Annotated in this window: 19 protein-coding genes, 1 tRNA gene and 2 pseudogenes; 13 read left to right on the top strand and 9 right to left on the bottom strand. The window is 34.1% G+C overall.

All coding sequences use genetic code 11. From position 1 onward, the window contains the following. Positions 1-534: 534 nt before the first annotated feature. Genes KBP50_RS06855 through KBP50_RS06845 form a run of 3 tightly spaced genes read right to left on the bottom strand, consistent with a single transcriptional unit; the run spans position 535 to position 2,408 of the window. Entirely contained in the window at positions 535-1,182 is a 648-nt protein-coding gene (locus KBP50_RS06855; RefSeq protein ID WP_050353260.1) for an ABC-2 transporter permease, read from the bottom strand. Position 1,183: 1 nt separating this feature from the next. After that, positions 1,184-2,029 (bottom strand): ABC transporter ATP-binding protein, encoded by an 846-nt coding sequence (locus KBP50_RS06850; RefSeq protein WP_050353261.1) that lies wholly within the window; start codon positions 2,027-2,029, stop codon positions 1,184-1,186. After that, positions 2,016-2,408, bottom strand: a complete 393-nt coding sequence (locus KBP50_RS06845; RefSeq protein ID WP_050353262.1) for a GntR family transcriptional regulator — start codon at positions 2,406-2,408, stop codon at positions 2,016-2,018. The genes KBP50_RS06850 and KBP50_RS06845 overlap by 14 nt, the downstream gene beginning before the upstream one ends. A gap of 400 nt (positions 2,409-2,808) precedes the next feature. Between KBP50_RS06845 and KBP50_RS06840 the strand changes: the two genes are divergently transcribed. Both KBP50_RS06840 and KBP50_RS06835 read left to right on the top strand, forming a co-directional pair. Beyond that, complete coding sequence (locus KBP50_RS06840) at positions 2,809-3,096, top strand: hypothetical protein (protein WP_050353263.1); 288 nt, start codon at positions 2,809-2,811, stop codon at positions 3,094-3,096. A 333-nt stretch (positions 3,097-3,429) separates the two neighbouring features. Further along, on the top strand, positions 3,430-3,978 hold the full coding sequence (locus tag KBP50_RS06835) for a ribonuclease FAU-1 family protein (RefSeq protein ID WP_050353264.1): 549 nt from the start codon (positions 3,430-3,432) through the stop codon (positions 3,976-3,978). Positions 3,979-4,562: 584 nt separating this feature from the next. On the opposite strand, the pseudogene KBP50_RS06830 reads toward KBP50_RS06835, so the two are convergent. From KBP50_RS06830 to KBP50_RS06820, 3 genes and pseudogenes are all read right to left on the bottom strand, one after another. Beyond that, positions 4,563-4,867 (bottom strand): annotated as a pseudogene (locus KBP50_RS06830) (hypothetical protein). Positions 4,868-5,531: 664 nt separating this feature from the next. Beyond that, positions 5,532-5,885, bottom strand: a complete 354-nt coding sequence (locus tag KBP50_RS06825; protein ID WP_050353265.1) for a hypothetical protein — start codon at positions 5,883-5,885, stop codon at positions 5,532-5,534. A gap of 285 nt (positions 5,886-6,170) precedes the next feature. Then, positions 6,171-6,530 carry a winged helix-turn-helix transcriptional regulator gene (locus KBP50_RS06820; protein WP_050353266.1) on the bottom strand — a complete coding sequence of 120 codons (360 nt, stop codon included), beginning with the start codon at positions 6,528-6,530 and terminating at the stop codon, positions 6,171-6,173. Between the two features lie 179 nt (positions 6,531-6,709). On the opposite strand from KBP50_RS06820, the gene KBP50_RS06815 reads away from it, so the two are divergent. Next, positions 6,710-6,780: transfer RNA gene (locus KBP50_RS06815), tRNA-Gly, on the top strand. Positions 6,781-6,930: 150 nt separating this feature from the next. On the opposite strand, the gene KBP50_RS06810 is transcribed toward KBP50_RS06815, so the two are convergent. Next, the gene (locus tag KBP50_RS06810) at positions 6,931-8,160 is read right to left on the bottom strand and encodes an IS110 family RNA-guided transposase (RefSeq protein WP_050353267.1); all 1,230 of its coding nucleotides are present in this window, start codon (positions 8,158-8,160) and stop codon (positions 6,931-6,933) included. Between the two features lie 384 nt (positions 8,161-8,544). On the opposite strand from KBP50_RS06810, the gene KBP50_RS06805 reads away from it, so the two are divergent. Further along, positions 8,545-9,279 carry an NADPH-dependent F420 reductase gene (locus tag KBP50_RS06805; RefSeq protein ID WP_050353268.1) on the top strand — a complete coding sequence of 245 codons (735 nt, stop codon included), beginning with the start codon at positions 8,545-8,547 and terminating at the stop codon, positions 9,277-9,279. Positions 9,280-9,540: 261 nt separating this feature from the next. Here KBP50_RS06805 and KBP50_RS22070 read toward each other — a convergent pair whose 3' ends face one another. Both KBP50_RS22070 and KBP50_RS06800 read right to left on the bottom strand, forming a co-directional pair. Then, a complete protein-coding gene (locus tag KBP50_RS22070; RefSeq protein ID WP_232231298.1) occupies positions 9,541-9,702 on the bottom strand; it encodes a DUF6262 family protein in 162 nt (53 codons plus the stop codon). 262 nt (positions 9,703-9,964) lie between these two features. After that, the gene (locus KBP50_RS06800; RefSeq protein WP_128743511.1) at positions 9,965-10,318 is read right to left on the bottom strand and encodes a hypothetical protein; all 354 of its coding nucleotides are present in this window, start codon (positions 10,316-10,318) and stop codon (positions 9,965-9,967) included. 722 nt (positions 10,319-11,040) lie between these two features. Here KBP50_RS06800 and KBP50_RS06795 point away from each other — a divergent pair. The 9 genes and pseudogenes from KBP50_RS06795 (at position 11,041) to istB (ending at position 18,402) form a co-directional block, all read left to right on the top strand. Next, positions 11,041-12,014 (top strand): annotated as a pseudogene (locus KBP50_RS06795) (IS30 family transposase). Positions 12,015-12,073: 59 nt separating this feature from the next. Continuing rightward, on the top strand, positions 12,074-12,229 hold the full coding sequence (locus tag KBP50_RS06790) for a VraH family protein (protein WP_139325398.1): 156 nt from the start codon (positions 12,074-12,076) through the stop codon (positions 12,227-12,229). A gap of 90 nt (positions 12,230-12,319) precedes the next feature. Next, positions 12,320-12,583, top strand: a complete 264-nt coding sequence (locus KBP50_RS06785) for a hypothetical protein (RefSeq protein ID WP_050353270.1) — start codon at positions 12,320-12,322, stop codon at positions 12,581-12,583. Between the two features lie 10 nt (positions 12,584-12,593). Then, positions 12,594-13,490, top strand: a complete 897-nt coding sequence (locus KBP50_RS06780) for an ABC transporter ATP-binding protein (RefSeq protein ID WP_050353271.1) — start codon at positions 12,594-12,596, stop codon at positions 13,488-13,490. Between the two features lie 95 nt (positions 13,491-13,585). Then, a complete protein-coding gene (locus KBP50_RS06775; protein ID WP_050353272.1) occupies positions 13,586-14,572 on the top strand; it encodes an ABC transporter permease in 987 nt (328 codons plus the stop codon). Positions 14,573-14,586: 14 nt separating this feature from the next. Next, positions 14,587-14,784, top strand: coding sequence for a helix-turn-helix transcriptional regulator (locus KBP50_RS06770; protein WP_050353273.1), 198 nt, complete (start codon positions 14,587-14,589; stop codon positions 14,782-14,784). Between the two features lie 87 nt (positions 14,785-14,871). Next, complete coding sequence (locus KBP50_RS06765; protein WP_050353274.1) at positions 14,872-15,843, top strand: IS30 family transposase; 972 nt, start codon at positions 14,872-14,874, stop codon at positions 15,841-15,843. A 259-nt stretch (positions 15,844-16,102) separates the two neighbouring features. After that, on the top strand, positions 16,103-17,650 hold the full coding sequence (gene istA, locus KBP50_RS06760; protein ID WP_050353275.1) for an IS21 family transposase: 1,548 nt from the start codon (positions 16,103-16,105) through the stop codon (positions 17,648-17,650). Then, on the top strand, positions 17,647-18,402 hold the full coding sequence (gene istB / locus KBP50_RS06755; protein WP_050353276.1) for an IS21-like element helper ATPase IstB: 756 nt from the start codon (positions 17,647-17,649) through the stop codon (positions 18,400-18,402). The genes istA and istB overlap by 4 nt, the downstream gene beginning before the upstream one ends. The last annotated feature ends 667 nt before the right edge of the window (positions 18,403-19,069 follow it).

Genomic DNA, 19,069 nt, shown 5'->3' with positions numbered 1-19,069 from the left:
TTGTTAGTACCGTGATGGTATGCCCTGAAAGCCTCTTACTAAATAGGGCATTATATCCCACTTAGACTTGTTGCAGTAGAGATTATCCAACTCCTCAAGTAGGAGCCTCTCCAGCACCTTTTATGCGGGATAAATAGAACAAATATATGCTCTGCAATTATTAAAAGTAATGAAGTACTTTAACTCCTATCGCAAAAGAAAAAACAGATTTATCCCTTTTTGTGGAAAAAATAAAATTAATATGTAGCAGCTTCCTTCAATAGATATGAACCCTAAGTTTATATCTATACGAATTAAAAGCTTATTAAGTTTCAAAAAATACATATCCATATACTATATTTTCCGGTGTAGCAGTTTTCTTCAACAAATTTCGAATCAAACTCCTAAATTGGGATGAGCATCACAAACAAACCAAGCCAAAACTAAAAAGGCCAAAAACCAGTCAATACCGGATTCAGACCTTATAAAGCTGATACGTAAAGAAATTAATTAACTTTTGCTACGTTACATTTAAACAAACCCGCTTGATTTTATTTAATATTGTTTTTTCTTCATTATTGCTACGGCCAAAGTATAGCCAATACTGAGCCAGATAATAACTAATATAGGAAGTAAGTAAATGAATTGATTTAGTTTTTCCCCTGTAAATATGACACCTAATTCTTGCAGTTTATCTACAACATAAATAAGGATTGCTCCAGGAATAACATAGCCTAGAATTAAAAACATTCGTGCCTTTTCTGCTCCAAACTTTAATAACAATGCAATGGAATTTGTACCAAATATTAAAGCTACGGATATACCAACGATGATCATTTGGCCAATCTCTTTTACATCGATTGTTTGCAGTATATCTGATTGAAATATCACTGCAGCTAAACTTCCTAGGATAATCGAAAGCAGAATTCCAATCATTGTAAACAAAAACAACGTAATAAACTTTCCTTTTACAATATCTTTACGATCAATTGGAAAGGTGATAGCGAATTGCTCCCATTTACTATTATTGTCAATGGCAAACGAAGTGGTACTCATCATACTGCACACAACTGTACCAGCAACCAGATAACCAAGAAAACCTTGAGTTGGTACAATAGCAACCGCCAGAATTAACATCATTATGAATAATCCCCAACCATTATTTACGACGTTATAAAAATCTTTGATAACCAAGCCCTTCATGCTATTTCTCTCCCCTTATATAAATCGACATCATATCATCAATAGTAATTCTATCTATCGTTAACTCAGGATAGGCTTCTTTCATTTCAGGAGCATTATTGATCACAACTTCATAAATTGAATTGGAAATTTGATAAGCGAAAATGACGTGCTTTGGAATATGTTGAAACTGTTTTTCCGAACAACGTATAATACCATAACGATATAACAATTCATCTTTATTTAATTGTAAAATAATTCTTCCATTGTGCATCATGACAATATAATCCGCAATTCGTTCAAGATCATTTGTAATATGGGAAGAAAGTAATATGGAATGCTCTTCATTTTGAATGAATTCTAAAAACAAGTCTAACATTTCCATGCGAGCTGATGGGTCTAAACCACTTGTTGGTTCATCTAAAATTAACAGTTTTGGCGAATGAGCTAATCCAATAATAATGTTTAATTTCATCTTCATTCCTTTAGAAAAATTACCTATCGTTTTATTTTTTGGTAACTTAAAGCGGTCGATTAGGTCAAAATATTTTGTGGAATCCCAAGCTTTAAAAATATGCTTTAAAATCGTATTTATTTTAACGACATCGACCTTTTCATAAAAATTAATTTCATCATAAACGACACTAATTTCTTCTTTTAAGTCCTTATTTAGCCGTTTTCCGAAGAAAAGGACTTCCCCACTATCTCTCTCAATCACGTCCATCATTAGTTTGATCGTAGTTGTTTTACCAGCACCGTTTTCACCAATCAAACCTACAATGTTCCCTTTAGGAACAGTGAAATTTATCCTATCTATGTGAAATGTATCTAATTTTTTGCTTAGCTTTTTTATTTCAATCGCCTTCATCAATATCTTCCCCTTGATTAAAATAGTCTAATAAATCATGTACATGATGAATTGAAATATCTAATCGTCTTGCTATTTTGATGACTGATTGCAGGTGATATTCCAACTTTTTAGTCATTTCTTCTTCAAAAAACACCAAACAATTCTCAGAGATAAACGAGCCCTTGCCAGGTATGGTTTCTATAAACCCTTCTTTGACAAGTTCATCATAAGCACGCTGTACAGTAATTACACTAATACGTAATGTTTTTGCCAAAGCACGTATGGATGGTACTGAACTTCCTGGCTCTAATATCCCCTCCGAAATTTGATATTTAACCTGTTCAACAATTTGTTCATAAATTGGCAATTGACTGTTTTTCTTAATAAAGATATCCATGTTTTCACCACCAAGTGTATCAACTGTACTTATCTGATAAGTACAGTATAAACGCAATTTATATATTAATCAAGAATAAAATATTACAATGAATAGGATGTACTTCCCGGATGATGAAAAGGTAGCAATGCATAACATACTGCCTACTGCTGGATTTTTTATAAAGTGAAGTTCAGTAGCTGGAATAGTGATCTTTGATTATCAAAATATATCTGCCATCATTCACCGTCATTTATAACTAAACCATACAATCTTTTAATATTTGACCATGCCATAGATTTTCTTTTCCACTCCCCTTTTTGGTAAAAATATGATAAAAGTGTTGTTTATTATCTATATTAACGCTATAATGATTTACCAAAGGAAATATTTTTTCATTAACGCAAAAAGGGGTGATAAAATGCTTATTCTCCAAATTTTAGCGGCACTGAGCATTTTGCTATTAGGTAGATTCTTTTTCTTTTCATTTGTGAGAAAAGATCCTTTATATGTATTCATTCTTCGATATGGAGGTTTTATTGGAATTACAGTATTGTCTCATTATTACCTTGGGAACTTTTGGACTTGGGCTTGGATTATCGGATTACCATTGTTAGGTTTACTCGTACACTTTATTTTTGTACGTATTAAAGGTTTCCACTTTTTAAAGCCCGGAGAGAAATACGATAATTATCGTGGCTGGAAATAATAGAAATTGTTATGGTAATAACCTTTTCTGTAGCTTCAAACAGCTACAATTTTTTTCACGCGCAAAATAATTGTTATTAAAGTTATTCTTTTTCCTTATCACGAAAGCAGTATTCCATTGTAATGAATTTAGTTAAACGCCGCTGCTAGAAATGTAGAGGCACATATAACCGAAAGAATGGCTATATCAAACTCTTTTACTTATAAATAGTTAAGTTAATTCAACTAAACCCCATTACGAATTATTACTTATGGTAGTATTACACATGTTAGAATGAATATAAGGATAATTTTTGGTTGAGGATTATTGGATAAAAGAGGGAAATAAATAGCTATGGATAATTGGAACAACACAAACATTCAACTTTTCGATAAAGTAATAGAAAGAAAAATACGGTATGATAAAACAATAGTGGAACACACCTGTACGCTGTTAGAAGCAAAAAATTCAAGTATCGTCCTTTTTCATAAAATAGCTACTTTATTCACGATGGTAACAGACCAAGATAAACTAACTATTCCTAAAGGTAGTTATACATTAGCCTACTACTGGAAGTATCGACCGTTTAATTTATACATTTGGAGAAATGAAAATGGTAATTATTTAGGCTCTTATTTTAATATCGTTAAAAATACATGTTTAGTTGATAATTTGCTCTCCTTTGAGGATCTAATAATTGATGTTCTCGTTTTTCCTAATGGAGACTGCTTTATATTAGATGAAGATGAGTTGCCTAAACCATTAGCTCAGTTTGAGCATGGTTTTGCCCTCCAATCATTAAACTCATTAATTGGTAATATTGATTCTTTTCTTGGACAAACTATTTCGAACGCTAATATGACCTTTCCACATAAGAAAATACTTCCTTTATTGAACAGTTAATTAAATGTAATTTTTAAATTTTGTAAAAATTACCACTTAACCTTTGAAAGGTGTCCGAAGAAAACCATCTGAATTACCAGTATGAATCTCCAATTTGGTATAAGTGAAAAAAAGCAATGAAGGGTATTAATAAGCATTACCTGACGGAGACATTGTAACATCTCAAAATCATCAAATAGAACTTAGACTTGACGTTAAACATCATACTGTAATTTTTCACTTCGTCTAACAGATACTACATTTTTATTATCGCAATCAGACGCGATGATTTTCTCATGCTTCAATACTTCCTACTGGACCTCATGCGATGGTGAGAATCAGATCTTAAATTGACAGATATGTTCGTAAATCCTTGTGTGGCTCAGATACCATTTTGTCTAAACGATCCACATACCCCGCAACTCGGATGTAGTCACAAAGATTGCTTACGTCTCAGTCGGTTTCAAGAACATTTAAAATTCCATTTTGAAAAAAGTCTGTTCAAAATGGAGGCACTGTTTGAGAATCATTACACAATTCTATTAAGTTGGATTGTTTTCTACGTCACTCTTCAACAGACGCACCCTTATCTCCAAGATAGCTATTTATGGAGAACTCTCTCCATTCTTAGTATAAACTTCATAAGCAAAATACCCACTTAAATAGCCTAACCCAATTCCTAAACTAACTGAGTTAATAGTGAGATTGATGAAAACATGCCCAAAAACACACCTATAAAACCACCAAAAAGCATTCTCATTGGTATTAGACTATCTAATAAATTTTGGGCGTTCTTTGTTTTTTTCTTACCAAGAGTACCTTGCTTATGTTGATATTCTAGCCTTTTAATTACAGATATTACACCCCCTCCCGCTATTGCAATAGGAAGTAAAATACGTACAATTTCCATAACTAACCCCATAAATATATCCCCCTTTCATTACTTCTTTTTTAAAATCCTTAATAAGACTCTCTCATATCGAAGTCCTCCTAAAGCTTAACATTCATACATATATTTTTAAAACTCCAACCAATATCTCCTCTCTTCTTTCTGCATTTAAGCAAAGAGTTTTTGTAAAGCTTTAGTGCAAATTGATTCTCCGCTTTAACAAGGAGTTGTATTTCTCCAGATTACATTTTTTTAAATAATGGCTCCCTTCTGTTATCCGAGGCGAGTAAGTCCGCAATTTCTCCAACTCAGCTTAACGCAATATATATAAAACTTCAAAAGCCATAGCCGATCTAGATTGATATTCTAACAAGTATTTTTCCTCTACAAACAAGGATTTTATATTAGTCATCTAACTATATTCTTTATCCAAGAAAAATTACTTTGACAACAATTCGCAATTCATTTTCTCAGTCTTGTGCATTTTTTCTAGTAAAGGGTTCAGATAATACTGTTACTAGCTAAATATGCTCTTACTCCACCGATAATATTTATATTTTTGGTATCTTCATTACATTCATCAAAGCATTTTAGTGGGATAAAATATAAAGAACCTTCTGTTACTACTTCGCCATCTCGTTGGTGGTTTTTGGTTCGTATATTGTATGGAAAAAGTATATATCTCTTATTCACCCATAAGAAATTCTAAATTATCTAAATCTAAATTTAGACGTTGTAATTGTTCTAATAAAATGTCTTTTTTTACCTTACCGTTTTCTTGAAAATTTTTTGAGTAATATTCCGGATGAGCAACGATTGCTCCATTTTCAATCCATTTTTTTCGATATAATTGAAAAGCAGCATCTAACATCTCTTTAGGTGTTACAATAAATCCTAGGCCAACTTCATGACTTTCACTGTAACCATATTCAAACCCACAGCAATCACAAGAATCATATGAGCCTACACCATTTTCATCAAATGCTTCTTCTTCTAACCCATCATTGCCACACACCGGGCAAAGTTGCTTTTCATTCATTTTTCCATCTCCTTGATATCTTTATAGATTTTTCCAAGGGAACTAATTTAGTTGTGAAACGACAGCACCGTCACAATAAGCGAAGAAAAAGCGACGGAAAACATCTTATCAATACCTTTTTTATAAAAAGTATGAATTAAACAATGTTCTTTCATTGTAGCCATGTATTCAAAGAATAAATTCACTCCCTCCCGTTTTTCCCTAATTATTAAAGGACTATTGTGGCTTCGTTATGCCACAATAGCGCCCGATGCGGAATACTAGTAAGTCAAAAATGACACCTGGTTAGTCTACTTGCTCCCCAAACTTCTTCCCGAACTCTTCCATCAAATCAATTATAGGAATGAATTCATTCCCTTTTGAGGTTAATGAATACTCTACACGAGGAGGAACCTCTGGATAGACTTTGCGATTAATTAAGCCATCTGTTTCTAGTTCTCGAAGTTGCTTTGTAAGAGAACCTTGAGAAATATTCCATAAAAAAGCTTTGATTTCACTATAACGACGCTTTTCGGATTTTAAAAACCAAAGAATAAGATATTTCCAACGTCCAGAGAGGAGGTTTTGCGTATAAGCAATACCATATACTTCTCTTTGTTCCTTTATACACTTTTCGTCAAATCCATCCTTACATATTCTAGACACCTTTTCACCTGCTTTCTACTGTTAAGTACAAAAAAATGTACTATGTCATTTTTTATTGCCTACTTAAAAAAAACGAGAAATGATTATATTCTAGTATATGTAACAAAGATACACAATACGTTTTTCAAATCTGATAAAAAACTTTATTTTTAAGCAGAATATTTTAATATACAAAATTTGTGGGTGTAGTTTAATGGTAAAACCTCAGCCTTCCAAGCTGATGACGAGGGTTTGATTCCCTTCACCTTCTAAAGACCTGCGGTAATATGTCAAGTGAAAAATAAATAATTATTTAGTTATCAAGGTACAATTTGTTTAAAAAAGGCAATACAAAACTGACCCCAGTAATTATATGTAATTTACTGGAAAATAATTAAAGGATTCAGAAGCCATTTATGCTTCATATATTTACGCTCCTTTTTGGCGTGTAAATTTGGTTTTTGCGTAGTAGCGCATCCACCAAACGCACAAATTTTCTTGCAGTTAAGACGAGGGCTCTTTTATGTTGATGCTTTAGTACTTCTTTGAACTTTTTTGCGTAATACTCACCATATTCAGGAATCTCCTTTTTCACTGAGTTGGCGGCTTCAACTAGGTAATAACGGAGATACTGATTCCCATTACGTGTTAAAGAAGTTTCATCTGCCGTAAAACGACCAGACTGGTGCTTTCGCCAATAAAGACCTGCGTACTTGGCGATTTTAGTTTCATCATCGAATTGTTCAATTTGCCCGATTTCAGCGATAATTCCGGGAGTAAATACTGGACCAATGCCAGGTACGGTTTGAAGTGTTTGCGGTATTCCTTTCATGATTCGCTTAATTGATTTATCAATTTCCTGTTTCTGCTTTTCGAATGTGCGAATCAACGTGATGGAAGTGCCGAGTATTGTATCGATTGAATCTTCTACGACTTTATCTAAACGATAAGAAGAACGCACTGCTTTTTGAATAGATTTAGCGACATGCTTTGGATCAGGAAATCTGTTTTTTCCTTTCAATCGCAAGTAGTCAACCAACTCTTCTAATGGCATTCGTGACAGTTCTTCTAAGCTATAGTTTTCAAGGAAAAGATCCATCATCGCTTTACCAAATACAGAAGACTCAACTTCTTCTGTGAACGTATTACACTTATAACTTAAATACTGAAGGAAACGCTGTTTTTCTTGCGTAATTTGACGAACAATACTGTAGCGTGCACGTGTCAATTGTTGCAGGGCAACATACTGTTCCTCTTTGACAACAGACATAGGCAAACACCCAAAACGTAAATAATCGGCAATGACGAATGCATCAATTTCATCTGTTTTATCCATATCGCTATAACTTTTCTTGAAATTGGCTATCTGTTTTGGATTCATGACTAGCACTTGTCCATCAAGTGCACGAATGGATTCGTCATTGTGTAAAAACATGGATTGATGAAAGCTATAAACACTTGTAGATTCAAGTCCGATACGCAACTCACTTACAGATTGATTTTGAGTCGAATTCAAAATCTCGTCTCTTAACTGTTTCGCACCAGGTAAATCATTAGAAACCGTGAAGGCATTCAATTTATCTCCTTCACCATTTAAAAAACAAACCTTGATATCAAAAGAACTAACATCTAAGCCAACAAATAATTTCATGGTGTTAACACTCCTTTCGATTTAGAATCATTGGAACTAAAATCTTGGACGCTCTGAGATATCCCTAGTGTGAACGCCGATCAGCAGCCTCGTGTATGAGTACTATCCTTGTGTCGAAAGCCCGCCCTAGAGCTACTAACATCTAGGTTCGAATATCAAGGTGTACAGCCTGCGTGTATGAAGGTCGAAACGCATACTGGGAAACAGTCTTAGTAATGCGGTTATGCCCGCAGGAGGAAAAAGAATTATCCCAAATGATCCTAAGACCATTATCTAGGAACATCACGGAACGTCCAAGACATTTGACATATCGTCAGGCAAATTAGTAAGGAAATAATAGGCGAAAGAATTAAGTCTAAACATAGTATACGAGGAGGAACAATAATGAAATTTGGAATTATAGGTGCAGGAACAATCGGCTCAATTCTTTCTAAAAAATTAGTTAATACTGGACATGATGTCAAAATTGCAGATGCACGAGGAATTGAACATTTAGAAAGAAAAGAGTTTGCTGGAACCCCTGTGCCTGTAGAGGATGTAATTACAAATATTGAAATTCTTATCATATCTCTCCCTTCAAAAGCACTGCCAAGCATTAGGAACATTATCGATCAAGTTGGAGAAGAAGTAATCATTGTAGATACTTCTAATTATTATCCTTTTAGAGACGATAAAAATGAAGAAATTGAGAACGGGATGGTTGAAAGTGTTTGGGTCTCAAATCAATTAGGTAGACCTACCATCAAAGCTTTCAATAACTTACTAGCCTATACTTTAGAAAATGAAGGAACCCCAGAAGGTACTATTGGACGCATTGCTATAGCGATTGCTGGTAATGACGTATCACAAAAACAAATAATCATGGATGTAGTAAACCAGCTAGGCTTTGACACAGTAGATGGTGGTTCTTTAAGTGATTCGTGGAGACAACAGCCGGGAACTCCTGCATTCTGCACAGAGCTAACAAAAGAAGAACTAACAAAAGCATTGAAAAAGGCAAATAAAGAAAAAGCCCCTTTCCTACGAGATAAGGTAATAGAAATGCTTTCAAATCCTAACCTTAACCCCCTTTCAAATAAAGACATTGTGAATATGAACAGAGATATATATAATTCATAAAACAAAAAGGTGCACTCAGTTAGAGTGCACCTTTTTGTTTGTCCCAAACTTATTTTTAGAACATTTCTTCATCTTACTATGCGTTACTAAACAATCTGGCCCGATTGCAGAACATCTTTAATGTTGTATATCCGCATTTTTCTGATGCTCTCCAATGAGAAAATAACGTCAATCTATATTTCATCATATATTTTTCCAAATTGAATCTTTATTTTCTCTTTAATCGTAGGGAAGCAATGATAACATCCTTCGATGCGTCACTTATGCTTCGTTTAACTTGTTGCCAGATGATAATCCTTCTTGTTGTTTTCGTAATGTCTCTATTCTTGAATGCAGTCTGTGATTCTTATATAAAAAGCCTTTAGATACTTTCGCCTGTTCAGCAACCGAATTAAAGTTAATATATAATTGTTTTTTTATCATATACTTTAATGCTTCAATCTACTTTTTGGATCGATGGTTCTGTTTTTATTTTGGAGTGGTTTAAAATACCTTGTATGTTAGGATCTTTATTGGCCATTTGAATTTATCTCCCCACGTTCTTTTCCTACATATTCCCGTCTTCCTTTATCTAAACCAAATATGCTGTCACCTTGTTTTAGTCCATCAACGATTTCTTGATATCTTTTTAGCTTGGGTTGAATGATTTCAATCGAGCGTGTTCTTCCAGCTTTCTTATAAATCTTTATATCTGATTCAATCTTTGCAATCTGATCTTCGTAATAAGGGAGGAATGTTTGTCAACATGAAAGTTTCGACAATTATTCTTGATACAAGGTGGTTCAATAGTTTGATTTAAAAATTCATAATTTAACTTTGGACTTTTAACACAAAAACCATGATCTAATCGTATAGAATCCATGTTATGTCGGACCCATTCAAGTTCAAGTCCATTTTCTTCAGCTTGTTGTTTTAAATCAGCCATGACCACATCACCCTGAACACCAAGCCTGATTGCGCCAGCTTCTCTGGATTTTCCCCACTCTTTCCTAAGGGTATTATCATGAATTTGTGCATATACAAGTGTTGCATGAGCCATTAACTTTTGAACATGTAGAAGTTTAATACCATTGTTAATAAGGTTTACTCCATACCTATGCCTAAAGGCATTTATTAAAGTAAAACATATTTCCACTTTTGTCAGTAATCGTGTTTTGCTGCAAAAGCATTTAGATTTCTTGATAGAGATAACGGTGCAATTGGTTTTCCAACTCTCAGTCCACTTAATGTTGGAATAGATAGTTATTAGGATTTGTCTTAATTGTTGATTCTTTTAAAACAAGCTCTTGCTGTGCTTTGATTGTTTTTGCCACTTCCTCAGAAATAGGTACCTTGCGAGATTTGTACTTAACCTTAGTTTAAAACCAACATCTTTTTGTAAAAGCAGTCTAATTTTAATGAAACAACATCAAGATATTTGAAAACCAGAAGCTTCAAGAATAATTAAAAAATGGGTATATATTTAGAAGGTAATTGATCCATATTACTTACAACTTGTTCCCATACCTCATCTGGAATATACTTAATACCATTTGAATTCCTTCTATTCAGGGTTATATTAGGCATGTCCTCACTAAACACCAATTTGCTTATTGGAATTGGGTCCATTATAAAGGAATTGACAAGTTTTCTTGACATTTAATCTGGGATGTTTTAACATTTTAATTAACCTAAATTGTAAAATTAAGCGAGACACTAAAAAAGACATGTCATGATATACTCAATCAATAACCGACCAAAGTTAAGGAGAGTGTATCTGACATGTCCTACACCCCTCTTCCCAAAACAGAACTGGTATTCATAGAGGAATATCATGAATTCGGCCTTTCTGGTCGAAAAATTGCCAATAAATTAAGGCGTGGCCATGAAGCTGTTTATCGTGTTATTAGACAACTGAAAGAAGGACTTATATTGCGATAGACGTTTATCTAAAATATCAAGCGAATAAAGCCAAATGTGGCCGTAAAAAGATTCAATTAGCAACTGTAGAAAAGGACTACATTCATGAAAAAGTCCGTGATGGATGGACGCCTGATGTAATAATCGGACGAAACGAAAAGTCTATCTCTTGCAGCATGCGCACGCTTTATCGAAAGTTTGCATCAGGCGAATTTAACCAAAATGATTTACCTATGCAAGGCAAACGCAAACCAAATGGTCACCAGGAAAGAAGAGGTAAACAAAAATTTCGCCGTACCATCCTTGATCGTGATCACGATCACCCAAATTACAAGAAAGAATTTGGTCATCTAGAAGGAGATACCATTGTGGGACGTTATCACAAGAACGCTGTCATCACTCTTGTTGAGCGTTTAACAAAATGCATCATCGCAATTAAACCAGCTGGTAGACAGGCAACCAATATTGAAACATCGCTCCATCAATGGTTTGATCGATTACCAAAACACTTATTTAAGTCCATTATCTTTGACTGTGGGAAAGAGTTTTCCAATTGGAAATCCATCAGTAATGAGCAAGATGTCGATATTTATTTTGCAGATCCTGGAACGCCACCCCAAAGGGGTCTAAATGAGCATTCCAACGGTCTTCTAAGAAAGAATGGGCTGCCAAAAGAAATGGACTTTAATCCTGTGTCACAAGAGTATATTTCTGAGGTTGCACTCCGACGGAATAACATACCAAGGAAATCATTGAAATACAAAACACCGATTGAGTGTTTCATAGATTATGTAGGTCAGGATTTTGATAAAAGCATGTTGTCTCGCTTAATTTGACAAATCAAATAATAAAACATTACTAATTTATAGAAATGAAATTAAAGGGAGAGAGTTATATGAGTACTTTTTTAAAAAAACATTCAAACAAGTTAGGTTACACAGTGATTTTTGGATTTTTACTTTCCGTTCTATTTACTCCGTTTATCGGTATTCTTTTAGGTGCAGCAATTGGTTTTGCCGTGGGCTATAACGAAGATAGAAAGAAACAATAAAATAATGACAAATGAAGATGTTTCATGGAACATAGTAGAAGTAAAGTGTAATTCTGTTTTTGTTATTCAATTATAAATGGAGATGGATAAATGATGATAATCTGTTTTTCGCTTATAGCTTTAGGCTTAATATGTCAATTATATTTACACAAAAAAATGGGAAAGGAAGATGAAAGAACTAAATATTTGACTAGGGAAATGCAAAGAGTAGCAGCATTGACAACACTTTTTTATATTGTTGTTGTCAATATGTTTTTTAATATTGATAAAATTCTAGGAATTAATAATATATTATTAACCGTTACAATATTTGTTGTATCAGCTACTCTATATGGGTTTAAAATAATCAAATAAGAGGTGCTTTATGACAGTTCTAAAAATAGATAATTTATGGAAATACGCTACACAAAAAAAACCAATAATAAAAAATATAAACTTAGAAGTAAGTCAAGGGGAAATACTGGCTGTTATCGGCCCAAATGGCGCTGGAAAAACTACTTTGCTTAAGTCGATTTCTAGCCTTCATAAAATCGACGAAGGAACTATCGATTTTAACGGATTAAACTTCAAGAATGATAGGGAGGAAATTTTAAATAAATTAGGAGTTATAATTGAAAATCCTTGCTTCTATAATCATTTAACTGCACAAAAAAATCTACTTGTTTTTTCGCGAATGAAAAAGGAAAAAGCTTCTGAAGAACTTATCAATAAACTTCTACTTCACTTCAAGTTAAATAAATATAAAAAGAGAAAGTTTTCAAAATACTCTTTAGGAATGAAGCAAAGATTAGCCCTTGTTGAAATTATGTTAAATGATCCCCAAATATTAATATTAGATGAACCCACTAATGGATTAGACCCAAAAGGAGTGGTGGAATTCAGAATATATTTAAATCATCTTGCTACAGAAAAAAGGAAATCTATAATAATTGCATCACATGATTTAAGTGAGATTGAAAAGATATGTGATAGTTATATCTTTTTAAGTGAAGGAGAAAATATCACAACGAGGAAAATTAAAAAATCAGATACTATAACTATGATAGAACTTGAAAATATAAACACCTTTCTAGAAATACTTGTTGAAGCAGATATAGATTATATTTATAATCCCAAAGTTAAAAGCACTGTGTTTGTATTAAATGCCACAGAAAAAAAAATTAAAAACATTTTAAGCCAAATCAACGAAGAAAATTCAAATTTAATGTTTATGGGGAATGATCTTGAAGCCCTTTATTTAAAAATCAATCAATATGAATGATTAATTAATTAAGCAATTGTCTCAAATGAGAAGAATTATTAAATGATTCGGTTTTGATAAACATTATCAAAAGGCGTTTTTAAGGAGGTAGAGATATGCTTGATTTAATTCGAAATGAATTAACTAAATTTGTTTTTTCAAGATATAACATGGTCATATTACTTTTTGTTACAATAATTTTAATAACACTGTTTTTAATTTTCCCTTTTATTTTTAAATACGACAATGATCAACAAACATATCACGGGAAAGATTGGAAACAGCAAGTAGAAAAAAAACAAGATTCATTAATTAAAAAGAATCAAGAAATAAAAAAGGGAAGCGATATTACACCAAGAGATAGCGCTGACATATCTATGAATGAATTTGAAATTAAACGTTTAGAGTCATACAAAGAAAGAAACATTATTCCACCAGCGAAGAACAATACATTTGATAATATACTTACTGCTACTGGATTAAACAACCTTATTACGATATCAGTTATAGTTTTTTCTGGATTAATTATTAGTAAAGAATTTTCAGACTTCACTATAAAAACAATCTTTCTTCAACCTATAAAGAAATCCAAAGTTATTTTTTCTAAAATAATCACAGTCACTTTTACTGTATTCTTTTATGTAGTGGTATTGTATTTTTTAACTGCCATACTCTCTTCACTGATTGCTAATAATAACTTTGTTTCCAATATAGTTTATTTTGATTATAATAAAGAGGGTTATCAAATAGTAAATTTTTATAGTTTATTATTTAAATTTATAATAGGAGACTTTTTATATGCTCTTATATTTTCGTTGCTTAGCATATCAGTTGTCTTATTATTTAAAGGGAATTCTTTGTCCATCGGTATTCCTATGGTATTCCTATTTACTTGGTCTAGTATATCAGGATTTTTAGGAGGACATATTCCTTTAGATTATCTGATTCCAAATCATTGGGATTTAAATAAACATTTTGGGTTGTTAGAACCTGTAAACTTAAGTAATTCTTCTTATTTAACATCACTTTTTATTAGCTTAATCACAATATTCGTTTTGATTTTCATTATCATTAATTTGTTTAAACATACAAAAATAAACTGACAAGAGTGGGGCAAATGTTAAAGAATAATGTTAAACATTATAGAAAAAAGAAAAAATTAACTCAAAAAGAATTAGGTGACAATATAGGAGTATCAAGGCAAACAATCAATAGTATAGAAAATGAACATTATTCTCCTTCTATATCTCTAGTTTTAAAGTTAGCAAAAGTATTAGAGCAACCAGTTGAAGAACTATTTTTTTTAGAATCCTAGATTGTAAAATTAAGCGAGACACTAAAAAAGACATGTCATGATATACTCAATCAATAACCGACCAAAGTTAAGGAGAGTGTATCTGACATGTCCTACACCCCTCTTCCCAAAACAGAACTGGTATTCATAGAGGAATATCATGAATTCGGCCTTTCTGGTCGAAAAATTGCCAATAAATTAAGGCGTGGCCATGAAGCTGTTTATCGTGTTATTAGACAACTGAAAGAAGGACTTATTGCGATAGACGTTTATCTAAAATATCAAGCGAATAAAGCCAAATGTGGCCGTAAAAAGATTCAATTAGCAACTGTAGAAAAGGACTACATTCATGAAAAAGTCCGTGATGGATGGACGCCTGATGTAATAATCGGACGAAACGAAAAGTCTATCTCTTGCAGCATGCGCACGCTTTATCGAAAGTTTGCATCAGGCGAATTTAACCAAAATGATTTACCTATGCAAGGCAAACGCAAACCAAATGGTCACCAGGAAAGAAGAGGTAAACAAAAATTTCGCCGTACCATCCTTGATCGTGATCACGATCACCCAAATTACAAGAAAGAATTTGGTCATCTAGAAGGAGATACCATTGTGGGACGTTATCACAAGAACGCTGTCATCACGCTTGTTGAGCGTTTAACAAAATGCATCATCGCAATTAAACCAGCTGATAGACAGGCAACCAATATTGAAACATCGCTCCATCAATGGTTTGATCGATTACCAAAACACTTATTTAAGTCCATTATCTTTGACTGTGGGAAAGAGTTTTCCAATTGGAAATCCATCAGTAATGAGCAAGATGTCGATATTTATTTTGCAGATCCTGGAACGCCACCCCAAAGGGGTCTAAATGAGCATTCCAACGGTCTTCTAAGAAAGAATGGGCTGCCAAAAGAAATGGACTTTAATCCTGTGTCACAAGAGTATATTTCTGAGGTTGCACTCCGACGGAATAACATACCAAGGAAATCATTGAAATACAAAACACCGATTGAGTGTTTCATAGATTATGTAGGTCAGGATTTTGATAAAAGCATGTTGTCTCGCTTAATTTGACAAATCTAAGGTATTTATTTCTACTTGCAAATGGTCCGCATGGCAAATGCTATGCAAAAGCTAGGTGTCAAGGGGCGTTCACAGGCTGTTGATTATTGCAGATGAATTGAGCCACGAGTGCGGAGTTTTGAGCCAGTGATTGCGGAAGAAAGAGCCACTTGAAGCGGACTAGAGAGCCAGTTATAGCAATGGAAAAACCTCCTGTATAATTGAGACTGCATGCCAACGAGCATGACTCTATTATACAGGAGGTTTTTGTGTGATTAATTATCGTAAGATTCTGGAACTGTATTTTGAGGATGTCAGTCAGAGAACAATCAGTTCAAGTACTGGACATTCAAGAAATACAGTCTCCAACGTCGTTCGAAAAGCCAAGAAACTTGGCTTAGAAGGTTTGGACGGCACCATGACTAATCCGTGGCTGGAATCGTTTCTCTTCCCAGAGAAACAAGCGATCGAGAAAGGATACTATCCCGTTGATTGGGAGAAAGTTCATAAAGAACTTCAGAAAAAGAATATCACTTTAGCTTTATTGCATAAAGAATATGCAGATGAGGCTCGTGAAGGCGGCAAGATACCTTATGCCTATCGTACGTTTACCGAGAACTACGGAAAGTATGCCAAAAAGTATAAGCTTACGATGCCTATTCGGAGAAAACCAGGTGAAATTATGGAAGTGGATTGGGCTGGTTCCACTCTGGAAATCAAAGATCGTTCTACTGGGGAGGTTTTACCTGCCTATGTATTTGTAGCAACCTTGCCTTACAGCCAATTGAGTTATGTCGAGGCATTCTTAGATATGAAGTCCGCAAACTGGCTAACTGCTCATATTCATGCATTTGAATATTTTGGGGGTATTCCTGAAGCCTTAGTTCCAGATAATCTAAAGACCGGGGTGGTAAAAGCTCTTAGAAGTGAATCTATTTTAAATGAAGCCTATCGTGAACTGGCTGATTACTATCGTACCGTTGTCGTCCCTAGTCGTGTTCGTAAACCAAAGGATAAACCAAGTGTCGAGGGTTCGGTTGGGCATGTCTCAAGACAGATTATTGCCTCTCTAAGAGACTATCAGTGTTTTCATCTTGAGGAATTAAATCAACAGATTTTTAGAAAATTAGAGAATCTTAATACGCTCGATTTCCAAAAGCGTCCGGGATCAAGAAAAAAGGTGTTTGAGGAAGAAGAAAAATCCTATCTTCAAGCTCTTCCCCAAACAAGATACAAGCTTACAGAATGGAAAATAGCAAAAGTTCAACTGAACTACCACATCCAAGTTGAACGAATGTATTATTCCGTTCCATATGACTATGTCCGTGAATCTGTCGATGTCCGACTGACTACGGATCTAATTGAAGTGTACTTCAAAGAAACAAGAATTGCATCCCATAAAAGATTGAAGGGAGAAATCGGTCAGTATTCTACGAACACTGATCATATGCCTGATAATCATCGATTATATTTAGAACATAATCCGGAAAACAATAAAAAGTGGGCAGAGTCGGTAGGCCCTTCTATGACTCGATTTGTTTCTTATATCTTAAGAAATAACATAGAAAAGAAAGCACTAAATATCTTGAGTACATTAAGGAATTTGTCAACCAAACATGCGAAGGATGATTTAGAACAAGCAACACAAACTTTACTCGATATATCAACGAATCCAACGGTTTCTGTGTTAAAAAGCATACTCGAGCGTAAAAAGCATCAACAGAATAATAAAAAGAAAGATAGAGATAATCTTCAAACTCATAAAGAGGATTATGGGTTTGTACGTGGAGCTAAATACTTTGGGAGGGATAGTAAATGATGAACGAAGAAACGTTACGTAAATTAACTGAAATGAGAATGGGAGCAATGGCAGAGCTATATCAACAGCAAAGTCAAAATAGAGAATATAATAATATGGATTTCGATGAGCGTTTTAATCTATTGGTAGATTATGAGTATGACCGCCGCAAAACGAATAAACTAGAGCGTTTAATAAAACAGGCTACATTCAACGATCCGACTGCAGCAATTGAGGATATAGAATATCATCCTGATCGTAGGTTAGATAAAAAATTAATCTTAGAATTAGCAACGGGAAATTACATTCAGAATCACCATAATATCATTTTAATGGGAGCTTCAGGGAACGGGAAAACATGGATATCAAATGCCTTTGGGATTCAAGCGTGTCGGCAGTTTTATAAAGTTAAGTATATTAGACTTCCAGAGTTACTTGACGAATTAGTTGTTGCGAAATATGAAGCCGATGGAAGCTTCCGGAAGCTGATCCAAAAATATAAGAAGATCGACTTATTAATTCTTGATGAATGGTTATTAACCGAACTATCAGAAGAGAATGTGCTTCATGTATTTGAAATTATTGAAGCAAGACTAAAGCGAACCTCCACGATATTCTGTTCTCAATTTTCACCTGAAGGATGGCATTCTAAGTTAGGACAAGCACAGATAGCCGATGCGATTTTAGACCGCATTGTGCACGACTCTTACAATATACTAGTTGATGAGGAAGTTTCAATGAGAGAGCGTCACGGATTGGCATTATCTCGGTGAGTTTTTAAGAAGTAGAAATATGTTTTTATTGACTTAAATAGCAGCTATTGGAGAATTAGACGTTCCCAATAGCTGTTTATACTTCACTGGCTCTTGCCTCCGCATTTACTGGCTCAATCATCCGCAAATGGTGGCTCAAAAGACCGCACAGCTGGCTCAATCCCTCCGCAATACTCAGCTGTCGTAGAGCTCCTTCGTATGGGGGGAATTAAAGCTCTAATCAACTCGGCTTTCCGTAATGGGAAGCCGAGTTTGGTAAGCCCCCATTCTAAAAACGCATATTAATGAACAGCACCTCTTGGTAAGATGTACGTATCCATTAAAGGAGGTGCTTTTCATATGCCTGAACAAAAACTTACTATTGTCCCCGTTACGCTACATCGCAAGAACAAAAATACTACTGCATCAAATCTAGCAGTACCCTCTTCAAATCCAACTTGCTCGATCAAATCGGGTAATGTAGAAATTTCCTTCTTTAACGGCGTAAATGAGCACATTATCGAAACCGTTATAAGGGAGTTGAAAAATCTATGTTATTTGTCGTGCGTACTGAGTATTGCGGACGATTTTTACCAGGCTTGCGGTTATTTTTACCACACTTTGCGAGGGAATTTACCAGGAGTTGCGGACGTTCTTACCAGTAGGTTAAAAGACATGAACTCGATTT

It is taken from the genome of Virgibacillus pantothenticus (genome assembly GCF_018075365.1).
In the GTDB taxonomy this organism is placed as follows: domain Bacteria; phylum Bacillota; class Bacilli; order Bacillales; family Amphibacillaceae; genus Virgibacillus; species Virgibacillus pantothenticus.
The sequence above is the reverse complement of the archived record's forward strand: the minus strand, read 5'-3'. Positions and strand labels throughout refer to the sequence as shown.